Origin of the sequence: Noviluteimonas caseinilytica (assembly GCF_018406605.1) — a bacterium.
Taxonomy (GTDB): domain Bacteria; phylum Pseudomonadota; class Gammaproteobacteria; order Xanthomonadales; family Xanthomonadaceae; genus Noviluteimonas; species Noviluteimonas caseinilytica.
Map to the genome: position 1 here is coordinate 1,426,451 of NZ_AP024545.1, position 11,421 is coordinate 1,437,871.

11 protein-coding genes are annotated in these 11,421 nt (G+C 67.3%); 10 read left to right on the top strand and 1 reads right to left on the bottom strand.

Annotated features, from left to right (window positions below):
- The first annotated feature begins 87 nt into the window (after positions 1-87).
- From LYSCAS_RS06950 to LYSCAS_RS06980, 7 genes are all read left to right on the top strand, one after another.
- Positions 88-432, top strand: coding sequence for an endonuclease domain-containing protein (locus tag LYSCAS_RS06950; RefSeq protein ID WP_213437052.1), 345 nt, complete (start codon positions 88-90; stop codon positions 430-432).
- A gap of 52 nt (positions 433-484) precedes the next feature.
- Positions 485-1,183, top strand: coding sequence for a pseudouridine synthase (locus tag LYSCAS_RS06955; RefSeq protein WP_244858696.1), 699 nt, complete (start codon positions 485-487; stop codon positions 1,181-1,183).
- Between the two features lie 27 nt (positions 1,184-1,210).
- The gene (arfB, locus tag LYSCAS_RS06960; RefSeq protein ID WP_213437056.1) at positions 1,211-1,630 is read left to right on the top strand and encodes an alternative ribosome rescue aminoacyl-tRNA hydrolase ArfB; all 420 of its coding nucleotides are present in this window, start codon (positions 1,211-1,213) and stop codon (positions 1,628-1,630) included.
- A gap of 28 nt (positions 1,631-1,658) precedes the next feature.
- Positions 1,659-2,273, top strand: coding sequence for a lysophospholipid acyltransferase family protein (locus LYSCAS_RS06965; RefSeq protein WP_213437058.1), 615 nt, complete (start codon positions 1,659-1,661; stop codon positions 2,271-2,273).
- A 115-nt stretch (positions 2,274-2,388) separates the two neighbouring features.
- Positions 2,389-3,417, top strand: a complete 1,029-nt coding sequence (locus LYSCAS_RS06970) for an NAD-dependent epimerase/dehydratase family protein (protein WP_213437060.1) — start codon at positions 2,389-2,391, stop codon at positions 3,415-3,417.
- A complete protein-coding gene (locus LYSCAS_RS06975) occupies positions 3,371-4,750 on the top strand; it encodes a glycosyltransferase family 2 protein (protein WP_213437062.1) in 1,380 nt (459 codons plus the stop codon). The genes LYSCAS_RS06970 and LYSCAS_RS06975 overlap by 47 nt, the downstream gene beginning before the upstream one ends.
- Positions 4,738-6,207 (top strand): tetratricopeptide repeat protein, encoded by a 1,470-nt coding sequence (locus LYSCAS_RS06980; RefSeq protein ID WP_244858698.1) that lies wholly within the window; start codon positions 4,738-4,740, stop codon positions 6,205-6,207. The genes LYSCAS_RS06975 and LYSCAS_RS06980 overlap by 13 nt, the downstream gene beginning before the upstream one ends.
- 4 nt (positions 6,208-6,211) lie before the next feature.
- Here the strand turns inward: LYSCAS_RS06980 and LYSCAS_RS06985 are convergent, their stop codons facing one another.
- Positions 6,212-7,159: a LysR family transcriptional regulator gene (locus tag LYSCAS_RS06985; RefSeq protein ID WP_213437064.1), complete on the bottom strand. Its 948-nt coding sequence runs from the start codon at positions 7,157-7,159 to the stop codon at positions 6,212-6,214.
- 108 nt (positions 7,160-7,267) lie between these two features.
- On the opposite strand from LYSCAS_RS06985, the gene aceB reads away from it, so the two are divergent.
- The 3 genes from aceB to LYSCAS_RS07000 all read left to right on the top strand — a co-directional run bounded on the left by aceB (position 7,268) and on the right by LYSCAS_RS07000 (position 11,396).
- The gene (aceB, locus tag LYSCAS_RS06990) at positions 7,268-8,905 is read left to right on the top strand and encodes a malate synthase A (RefSeq protein WP_213437066.1); all 1,638 of its coding nucleotides are present in this window, start codon (positions 7,268-7,270) and stop codon (positions 8,903-8,905) included.
- Positions 8,906-8,925: 20 nt separating this feature from the next.
- A complete protein-coding gene (gene aceA, locus LYSCAS_RS06995) occupies positions 8,926-10,230 on the top strand; it encodes an isocitrate lyase (protein WP_213437068.1) in 1,305 nt (434 codons plus the stop codon).
- 119 nt (positions 10,231-10,349) lie between these two features.
- Positions 10,350-11,396 carry a GGDEF domain-containing protein gene (locus LYSCAS_RS07000; protein WP_407075167.1) on the top strand — a complete coding sequence of 349 codons (1,047 nt, stop codon included), beginning with the start codon at positions 10,350-10,352 and terminating at the stop codon, positions 11,394-11,396.
- Positions 11,397-11,421: the final 25 nt, after the last annotated feature.

Below are 11,421 nucleotides of genomic sequence, written 5' to 3' on the forward strand. Positions count from 1 at the left end.
GGGTCAACCGACTCCGCAGACCGTTCGGCTTCAACGCAACGTTCGCGCACAACACGCTCCCCTCGACCCCACCGTCGAAGGATCGACATGCGCACCATCTGGAAGCGAGCCCGCGCCCTCCGCAACAATTCGACCCTCGCCGAGCGCCACGTGTGGCGTTACCTGCGACGACGCAACCTCGGCGGTTACAAGTTCCGCCGCCAGTTCCCGATCGCCGGCTTCATCGTGGACTTCGCGTGCGTCGAAGCGCACATCGCGATCGAACTCGACGGCGGCCAGCATGCGGAGGCCGTTGCCTACGATGCGGCGCGGACGAGGAAGATCGAGGAGAAGGGCTATCGTGTGCTGCGGTTCTGGGACAACGATGCGATGAAGCAGACGAATGCGGTGCTCGAAGTGATCCTGAAGGTGTGTGATGAACGAGCTCGGTGAGAGCGCCCCTCCCCAACCCTCCCCTGCTGGCGCAGGGGAGGGGGCAGAAGCGTTGCGCGTTCTGTTCGTCGACGATTTCCTCGGCGTCGTCGACAAACCCGCCGGGCTGATGGTCCACGACTCCGCGCTCGCGCGCGGCGAAACCGACTTCGCGGCCGATCGGCTGCGCGAGCAATTCGGCCGCCCCATCTTCCTCGTGCATCGCCTCGATCGGGCGACCAGCGGCTGCCTGCTGCTCGCCTTCGATCGCGAGACGGCGTCCACGCTCGGCAAGACGCTGATGGCGCGCGATGTCGAAAAGGATTACCTCGCGGTCTGCCGCGGCTGGCCGGAGGAACGGTTCACCGTCGACCACGACCTCGACGGCGGCCCCGGCAAACCGGTCAAGAAACCAGCGGTCACTGAGTTCGAGCGCCTCGCCACGTGCGAACTCAACTTCCCGTCCGCAGGCTTCCCGACGTCACGCTACGCGCTCCTGCGCGCCACGCCGCTCACGGGCCGCTTCCGCCAGATCCGCCGCCACCTCAAGCACCTCTCGCATCACCTGATCGGCGACACGAGCCACGGCGACGGGCGCCACAACCGCGCGTTCCGCATGCTCGGCATCCATCGCATGCTGCTGCACGCCGAGCGCCTGGCGTTCGCGCATCCGGCCAGCGGCGAGCGCATCGAAGTGCGTGCGCCGCTGGATGCGGAGTTCGCGAAGGCGCGGGCGCTGTTCGACGGCGCGGCGTTTCCCGACATCCGCTGATCGCGGGCCCGCTGCTAAAGTCCCGCCATGCTCGAGATCGCCCCCGACCTGTCCATCCCCGACGAAGAACTGACCGAACGCTTCGTGCGTGCGTCGGGCCCGGGCGGACAGAACGTCAACAAGGTGGCCACCGCGGTGGAACTGCGCTTCGATGTCGCGGGCTCGCCGTCGTTGCCCGAGCCCCTGCGTGCGCGCCTGCTGGCGCGGCGCGACCGGCGCCTGACCGACGAGGGCGTGCTGGTGCTCAACGCCCAGCGCTTCCGCACGCAGGACCGCAATCGCGAAGACGCGCGCGATCGCCTGGTGGCCTTCATCGTCGCGGGGCTCCACGTGCCGAAGGCGCGGGTGGCCACCAAGCCCACGCGCGCCTCGAAGCAGCGCAGGCTGGACGAAAAGAAACGCAGCGGTACGATCAAGCGCGGACGCACGGTCAGGACCTGGGACTGACGCGGCAGGACACGACACAAGGACGGGGATGGCGACACCCAAACCAGACGAGGCCGGCTACATCCTGCCGTTGCCGCCCAACGCACCGCGCGTGCGGCCGAATGCGTTCGGTCGCTGGTTCGGCCGCACCCTGCTGCGGCTCGGCGGCTGGCGCATGGTCGGCGAATTCCCCGACCTGCCGCGCGTCGTGCTGATCGGCGCGCCGCATTCGTCCAACTGGGACGGGGTGTGGGGCTTCGGCGCGAAGCTGGCGCTCGGCCTGGACATCAAGATCCTCGGGAAGCACCAGCTGTTCTGGTGGCCGCTCGGCCCGATCCTCCGCCGGCTCGGCGTGATCGCGGTGGACCGGAGTGCCGCGCATGGGGTCGTCGAGCAGGCGGCGTCACTGATTACCCAAGCTGGGCAGTTCTGGTTCGGCCTGGCGCCGGAAGGGACGCGCAAACCGGTCGAGCGCTGGAAGACCGGCTTCTGGAAGATCGCCAAGGCTGCGAACGTGCCGGTATTGCCGGCGTACTTCCACTATCCGGACCGCATCATCGGGATTGGGCCCGTATTTCACCTCACTTCCGACATGTCTGCGGACATCGCCCGCATCCGCGCCTGGTACCGCCCGTGGCAGGGCAAGCACCACGGAACCGCCTGAGCAGAAAAACTTTCCGGTCGTCGGCCGGATTGGCACAGCTATTGCGTCAGAAGTGAGAAAGGCGTCACATCGCGTGACGCAGCGTCATCAGCTCTCACCAGGGGGAGAGCTCCCAATGCACATCCTCGTGACCGGGGGTGCCGGTTTCATCGGCTCCCACCTTGTCGATCTTCATCTTGCGCGCGGTGACCAGGTCCACGTCGTCGACGATCTGTCGACCGGCGTGCGCGCCAACCTCGCCGCGCATGAAGACGATCCCAACTTCCGCTTCGACGAAGCCGACATCCTGACCTGGGACCGGCTGGAACGCTGCGTCGGTTGGGCCGACCGCATCTACCACCTGGCCGCCGTCGTCGGCGTGTACCGCGTGCTCGCCGAACCCACCAAGGTGCTGGCGATCAACATCGCCGGGTGCGAGCGCCTGCTGCGCGCCGCGCATTCGGGTGGCTGGAAGCCGCAGGTGGTGCTGGCATCGTCGTCGGAGGTCTACGGCCACAACGACGAAGAGATCCTGCGCGAAGACCAGGACCTGTCGGTCAGCACGCGCGCCGGCACGCGCTGGGGCTACTCGGTGAGCAAGATCGCCGACGAAGCGCTCGGCCTGTCGTACGCGCAGCGTTACGGCATCCCCGCCGTGATCGCGCGCTTCTTCAACACCGTCGGCCCGCGCCAGGTGGGGCGTTACGGCATGGTCGTGCCGCGCTTCGTCGCGGCCGCCGTGCGCAACGAACCGATCACGGTGTTCGGCGGCGGGTTGCAGACGCGTTCGTTCTGCGACGCCCGCGACACCGTCGTGGCGCTCGATGCGCTCGCCGAACGCGCCGCCCGCAACACGCTGGTGGCCAACGTCGGCAACGACCGCGAGATCAGCATCCTGGAACTCGCCGAGCTGGTGATCGAACGCGCGAACAGCCGTTCGGTCATCCAGCACGTCGGCCTGCGCGAAGCCTACGGCGAGGATTTCGAAGACATCCGCCGCCGTCGCCCGAGCCTGGCCCGCCTGCGCTCGCTCACCGGGTTCGAGCACCGCTTCACGCTCGAGCGCACGATCGACGATCTCGTCGCCATCGAACGCAACAAACTGGAAGAGAGTCACGATGGCTACTGCACCCTGGTTCGTCCTCAGTCCGAACGCGCTGCTTAGCGCGATCGGCCTGCTGCGCGGGCCCGACAAGACCGTCCCCACCCCCGCGGTCGACTGGCAGACGGCGATCGTCGACGTCGTCATCCCGGCCTTCAAGGAAGAAGACAACATCGTGCATTGCCTGGCGTCGCTCGCCCGGCAGACGTTCCCCATCCGCAACATCATCCTGGTGGACGACGGCGGCAAGGACCGCACCGTGCCGCGCGCGCGCGAATATGCAGCGGCCGCGGCGCTGAACCTGATCGTGATCGAGCGCGCGTCGTCGATCGGCAAGACGCCGACGATCAAGCGCCAGGCGCGCGAGTTCGACTGCGACGTCGAGTTCATCCTCGACGGCGACACGTTCCTCGAATCGCCGAACTACATCGAACGCTGCGTGCAGGAGCTCTACCAGGGCGTCGGCATCGCGAGCGCGTGCGGCAACATCCTGCCGATGCGGCCGAAGGACCGGCATGCGCTCGCCCAATCGCCCGAATTCCAGCAGTGGCACGGCGCGAAGGCGTACGACGATCCCCACGCGAAGCGCGGCATGCTGCACGGCCTGTGGTGGTGGATCACCAACACGTATCGCGAAGTGCTCTACACGTTCCTGCAGCGCTTCATCTACAAGGGGCAGATGGTGTTCTTCGGCAGCATCACCAACCCGGTGGGCTGCGCGGTGGCGTATCGGCGAAAGTACATCGCCGACCTGTTCGACCGCTACGAACCGATCTTCGGCGACGACCTCACCAACTCCGAGGACATCTTCATCGGCTTCGCGCTCAACCACGAGGGCTACCGCAACATCCAGCTGCAGGATGTGCTGGCGCGCTCGGAAGAACCCGAAGTGCAGCGGCTGCCGCGGCAGGTGTACCTGTGGTCGTCGTCGTTCCTGCAAAGCTGCTACTACTTCGATGCGCTGCTGCGCACGCCGTTCAAGGCGGGCAAGGCCTGGCGCAAGCGCCGCCGCGACAAGTCCAGCGGCGTCGAAGACCTGCGCGTGATCAAGGAACAATATCGCCAGCCCTTCGGCGAGCAGGCCACGCGCGAATACGGCCGGCCGATCGGCTGGACCATGTTCCTCGGCGCGGTGGAGAAGATCGGCTTCCCCACGGCGCTGATCTGCATGCTCGTGCTGCGCATGTGGGAAGCGCTGGCGGTGACGGTGGTCGCCGAGTTGGCGGTGTCGCTGACGGTCCTGGTGATCGTGAGCAAGGGCCGGCGCCTGGCGATGCTGGCCAAGGGCATCGCGGTGACGCCGATGCGTTATGTGCTGATGGTGTCCGACCTGTTCACCACGGCGCGGTTCGCGATCGATTTGTGGATCACGGGGAATCGGAAATGGCGCAAGTGATGTCCAGGGGGCTGCGCCGCAACGCGATGGCCGCGGCGATCGTGCTCGCGGTCGGCATGGCCGCAGGGCCGGTATTCGCGCAGGATCCCGCGCGCCTCGACCAGCAGGCGCGCGAAGCCGCGTGGGCGGGGCGCACCGCCGAAGCGCTGCACATCCTCGACAAGCACCTCGCCGAACATCCGGACGATCGCGCCGCGCGGCTGGATCGCGCGCGCTGGCTGGCGTGGTCCGGCGATTACGCGGCATCGATCGAAGCACTGGACGCGCTCGGTGGCGACGACGACGAAGCGCGCGCGCTGCGTGCTCGCGTGCAGGCGTGGGCGGGGCGTCGTGATGCGGCGCTGGCGTTGAACCAGCCGTTGTACGACGCACACCCGGACAACTACGACGTCGCGTGGACCCAGGCCCTGGCTCAACGCCTCGGCGAACGCGCGGACCTCGCGCTCCCCGCACTCGCCCGCGTGCAACAGCTGCAACCCGATTCGAAGGACACGAAGGACATCGCGAAGGTCATCCGCCTGCCGATGTATTCGTGGATCGGCGCGCCGGCCTCGGTGTATTCCGACTCCGACGACATCGAGATCCGCGGCTGGGGCCTCGACGCCAACCTGCGCATCTCCGATACGACGCGCCTGCTTGCCGAGGTCGCCGATCGCACGCACGAGGCGACGGCCACCGGTCCGTTCGCGCCGTTGTTCGGCGGCGACCACGTCGACGAATCGCGCGTCGAAGTCGGCGCACAGTTCGCCGCCACGCCGGACATCGCGTTCGAACTCCGCGGCGGCCAGTCGAAGCTGGACTTCGTCAACGGCGGCCACGACACCGCCACGATCGGCCGCCTGCGCTTCTCGCAACGCGCGACGGACGACGTCTTCTACGCGATCGCCTTCGAACGCGACCGTGTCGCCTACTCGCCGCGCATCCTGTCGCAGGGCGTGATGCGCAACGGCGCCGTGCTGGACATGGTGTTCACGCCCACGCTGCGCGACACCATCGCCGTGCACGCGGGCGCCGACCACTTCAGCGACGACAACGACCATCGCGCGGTCAGCGCCGACTGGCGCCACGCGGTGCATCGCAGCGGCAACGCCAACGTCGACGTCGGCCTGCAGGGCGAATGGCAGCGTTACACCGACAATCCCGGCACGGGCTATTACGCGCCGAACAACTACCGCCGCATCGCGCCGGTCGCCTCGACGTACATCGCGCTGGGCCCGGAGGCCGGCCTGTACATCGGTGCCGCGCTGGGCGTGCAACGCGACGAAACCTTCGACAACTGGAAGCGCGCCAGCGACATCAGCGCGAGCCTGACGCTCGGCATCTTCACGCACTGGCAGCTCGTGGCGTCCGCGGGCTACAGCGAACGCCTCAACCAGTTCGGGCGTTACGAAGGCACGTCGTTCGGCCTGCAGTTGCGCTATCGCTTCTGCGAATTCCGCGCGGACCGCTGCCCGTAAGGCGTCAGCGTTCCGAGTGCTCGATGCCCCCGTCGGGCTGGATGAGTTCGATGAAGGCGCGCGCCTGCGGCGACAGGAACTTCCCCTTGCGGATCACCACGCCGTAGCTGCGCGAGGGGAAGTACTGCGCGAGCGAGCGCGCCGCCAATCGCGTGCGATCGGCGTCGGTCAGGCAGATCGCGGTGACGATGCTGATGCCCAGGCCCATCGCGACGTATTGTTTGATCACTTCCCAGCCGCCGACTTCCAGCGCGACGGTGTAAGGCACGCGGTTCTGCTGGAACACCAGGTCGACGAGGCGGTACGTCGTCAGGCGCTTTGGCGGCAGGATCAAGCCGTAGGGCGAGAGATCCTCGAGCTTGAGGTCCGCCTTGTGCGCGAGCGGATGGTCGGGCGGGGTGATCAGCATCGGCTCGAAGCGATAGACCGGCATGTAGCGCAGGTCCGCGGGCACATCGAGCATCGAGCCCACGGCCAGGTCGACTGCGTCCGTACGCAATAGGTCCAGCCCGCCCGCGCCGGTGACGTTGTGCAGCGTCAGGCGCACATCGGAGCGGCGCTGGCGGAAGGCTTCGACGATCCCGGGCAACAGATAGAGGATGGTCGAGCTGCCGGCCGCGACGTTGAGTTCGCCGGCATCCAGCCCCTGCACCTTGTCGCGGAACACCGCATCCAGCCCGTCGAGGCCTTCGACCAGGGGCTTGGCCAGCTCGTAGAGGACCTGTCCTTCGCGGCTCGGGGTGAGCCGCCGGCCCACGCGTTCGAACAGCTTGACCCCCAGTTCGCGCTCGAGCGCCTGCAATTGGAGGGTGATCGCGGGCTGGCTGACGTAGAGCGCTTCGGCCGCGCGGGACACCGAGCCCAGGCGCGCGGTCTGGCAAAAGGCACGCAACGGCTTCAATTTGTCCGCTTTGTAGGCGAAACGGGGCGGCGGCGTGCGGTTTTCGGTCATGACACGGCCTTCATATAAGCGCACCTAATCATATGCATAGATAAAACTGTTTTGCGCAATACAGTACCCGCTCGTACGGTCGGCTTCCGCCTCATCAGGGATTCGACCATGTCGGCAGTGCTGCACCCGGACCAGGACGTCGTTCGCCCCGCGGGTATCGCGGTCACCCGCAGCCTCCCCGGGCAGGAGCAATTGCTGACCCCCGCGGCCCTGGCGTTCCTCGCCGACCTGCAGCGCCGCTTCGATCCGATCCGCCAGCAACGCCTCGCCGCACGGCAGGTGCGCCAGGCCGAGTTCGATGCCGGCGCGCTCCCGGACTTCCGCGCCGACACCGCCGCGATCCGCGCCGCCGACTGGCGCGTGGCCGAACTCCCGGGCGCGCTGCTCGATCGCCGCGTCGAGATCACCGGCCCCACCGATCCGAAGATGGTCATCAACGCGCTCAACTCCGGCGCGAACTGCTACATGGCCGACTTCGAGGATTCCACCTCGCCCACCTGGGACAACCTGCTCACCGGCCAGCGCGCGCTGGGCAAGGCGGTCGCGGGCACGCTCGACTGGATGGCGCCCGACGGCGCGAAGCACTACGTCCTCAAGCCTTTCTCCGAACAAGCCGTGCTGATGGTCCGCCCGCGCGGCTGGCACCTCGACGAGAAGCACGTGCTCATCGATGGCGCGCCGATGTCCGCGTCGTTGTGCGACCTCGGCCTGTTCGCCTTCCACAACGCGGTGGCGCTCGCCGCGAAAAACCGCGGCCCGTACTTCTATTTGCCGAAGCTGCAGGCGATGGAAGAAGCGCAGCTGTGGGACGCGGTGCTCGCGCACGTCGAAACCACGCTCGGGCTGCCCGTCGGCCAGATGAAAGTGACGGTGCTGATCGAAACGCTGCCCGCCGCATTCGAGATGGACGAGATCCTGCACGCGTTGCGCACGCGCATCGCCGGCCTCAACTGCGGCCGCTGGGATTACATCTTTTCGTACATCAAGACCTTCCGCCGCCATCGCGATCGCGTGTTGCCCGAACGCGCGCAGGTCACGATGACGCAGCCCTTCCTCAAGACGTATTCCGAACTCCTCATCCACACCTGCCACCGCCGCGGCGCGCATGCGATGGGCGGCATGGCCGCGCAGGTGCCGATCGCCGGCGACGACGCCGCCAACCAGCGCGCGCTCGATCGCGTCCGCGCCGACAAGGTGCGCGAAGTCGGCGCCGGCCACGACGGCACCTGGGTCGCGCATCCGGCGCTGATCCCGCTGGCGCGCGAAGTGTTCGACACCTGGATGCTCGGCGCGCACCAGCAGTTCGTGATGCGCAACGACGTACGCGCCAAATCCGACGCGGAACTGCGCGACGCCCTGCTCAAGCCCTCGTTCGGCACCATCACGCGCGCCGGCTTCGAAGGCAACGTGGAAGTCTGCGTGCGCTATCTCGCCGCGTGGCTCGACGGCAACGGCTGCGTGCCGATCCACTGGCTGATGGAAGACGCAGCGACTGCAGAGATCTCGCGTTCGCAGCTGTGGCAATGGCTGCACGCAGACCCCGGCCTGCACCTGGACGACGGCACGCCCATCGATTTCGCCCTGCTCGAACGCGCCCTCATCGGCCTCCCCAGCAAGTTCGCCGACCGCATGCAGTTGCCCGGGGCAACGCGCATCGCCGAAGCCATCGCCCTGCTCGAAACGCTCACGGAACAAGACACGCTCGAAGACTTCCTCACCCTGCCGGCCTACACGCGGATCGATTGATCCCGACAAGGAGTTCCACCATGAAGCAGACGCTGCCCACCGCCGAACAACTCCGCCTCGACTGGTCCAACAACCCGCGCTGGGCCGGCATCGAGCGCCCGTATACCGCCGAAGACGTGGTGCGCCTGCGCGGCACCGTCGCCATCGAACACTCGCTCGCGCGCATCGGCGCCGACAAGTTGTGGCGTTCGCTGCAGACCGAGGATTTCGTCAACGCGCTCGGCGCGCTCACCGGCAACCAGGCGATGCAGCAGGTCAAGGCCGGGCTGAAGGCGATCTACTTGTCCGGCTGGCAGGTGGCCGCGGATGCGAACCTCGCCGGCGAGATGTATCCGGATCAATCGCTGTATCCGGCCAACTCCGTGCCGCAGGTGGTCAAGCGCATCAACAACACGCTGCTGCGCGCCGACCAGCTGCACCACGCCGAAGGCGACGACGCCATCGATTTCCTGCAGCCGATCGTGGCGGACGCCGAGGCCGGCTTCGGCGGCATCCTCAACGCGTTCGAGCTGATGAAAGCGATGATCGAAGCGGGCGCGGCCGGCGTGCATTTCGAAGACCAGCTCGCGTCGGTGAAGAAGTGCGGCCACATGGGCGGCAAGGTCCTGGTGCCCACGCGCGAAGCGGTGGAAAAACTGGTCGCCGCGCGCCTGGCCAGCGATGTCATGGGCGTGCCGACGCTGATCGTGGCGCGCACCGACGCCGAAGCCGCGGACCTGCTCACCAGCGACGTCGACGACAACGACGCCCCGTTCTGCACGGGCGAGCGCACCGTCGAAGGCTTCTACAAGACGCGCAAGGGCCTGGACCAGGCGGTTTCGCGCGGCCTGGCCTACGCGCCGTACGCGGACCTGGTGTGGTGCGAAACCGGCAAGCCGGACCTTGCGTTCGCGAAGGCCTTCGCCGAAGCCATCCATGCCAAGTTCCCCGGCAAGCTGCTGGCCTACAACTGCTCGCCGTCGTTCAACTGGAAGCAGCACCTGGACGACGCGACCATCGCGAAATTCCAGAAGGAACTGGCGAGCTACGGGTACAAGTTCCAGTTCATCACCCTGGCCGGTTTCCACGCGCTCAACTATTCGATGTTCAACCTCGCCCACGGGTATGCGCGCAAGCAGATGAGCGCGTTCGTGGAGCTGCAGCAGGCCGAGTTCGCGGCCGCCGACAAGGGCTTCACGGCGGTCAAGCACCAGCGCGAAGTGGGCACGGGTTACTTCGATGCGGTGACGCAGACCATCCAGGGCGCGCAGTCCTCCACGGTCGCGCTGAAGGGCTCCACGGAAGAGGAACAATTCCATCCGACGGCCCCCGCCGCCGCCGCGTGAGGGTTGTCTCAAAACAGGCGGTTGCAGGCCCCTGAAAAGGCGCGGGGCGTCCGGTCGGGACGCCCCTTTTCGTACTCCCCGGAATGAATCCTTTCCGGTGGTATCCTCGGTCGCCGGTCGTGACGGGGGATCGCAGCGTGAATCGTGATAGCGGGCCGCCCCTCCGGCGCCACGCGGACATCGAAGTGCTCGAACCAGCGGCTTCGCTCACGGCGGAGGAGTACGCGCTGTTCGCGCAGATCGGTCGCCAGCGGCGCGTGGAGCCGGGCGAAAAACTCTTCCGGCGCGGCGACCTCGGCACCACGATGTTCGTCATCGCGCAGGGTTCGGTCGACCTGGATTTCGGCGACGACCTGGTCGCCAAGCGCCTCGGTGCGCGCGAATTCTTCGGCGAACTCGGCCTGCTGATCGGCGACCACGCCCGCAGCGCCGACGCCACCGTGTCCAGCCCCGGCATGCTGGTCGAATTGCGCCAGGAAGAATTCGACCAGCTGGTCGAACGCGACCCGCGTCTGCTGGCCCACTTCCTGCGCCGCGCGATCATGCGCGTGGTGCTGAACGAACAAAGCCTCATCGGCCGCCTGCGCCGTCGGAACCTGGATTTGCAGACCGCGCTCGACACGCTGCGTGCGACCAACCATCGCCTCACGCAGACCGAAGAGCTCACGCGCACCGACGAACTCACGGGCCTCGCCAATCGCCGCGGTTTCCACCTGCACCTGCAGCAGCGTCGCCGCACCGACATCACGCAAGGCCGCGGCCTGTTGCTGATCGACTGCGACCGCTTCAAGGGCATCAACGACGAATACGGGCACCTGGTGGGCGATCGCGTGTTGCAGGGCGTCGCCAACATCCTGCGTTCGGCCGCCGGCCCCGACGACATCGCCTGCCGCCTGGGCGGCGACGAGTTCTGCCTGATGATCAAGGCCGAAACGCCCGACGACATCGTGCGCGTGGCCGAATTCATCACCACCACCGCGCATGCGTTGCACGAACTGCAACCCGCGCCGCCGCAGATCGCCACGCTCAGCGTCGGCGCCTGCCTCGTCACCGCCGAAGGCGAATGGGACGACTGGTATGCGCTCGCCGACGCCGCGCTGTACCGGGCGAAGCGACTGGGTGGCAATCGTGTCGAGTGGCAGGACGCCGCCCTCGCCCCCGCCTGAAGGGCGACCGCAGCAAGGATTCGCC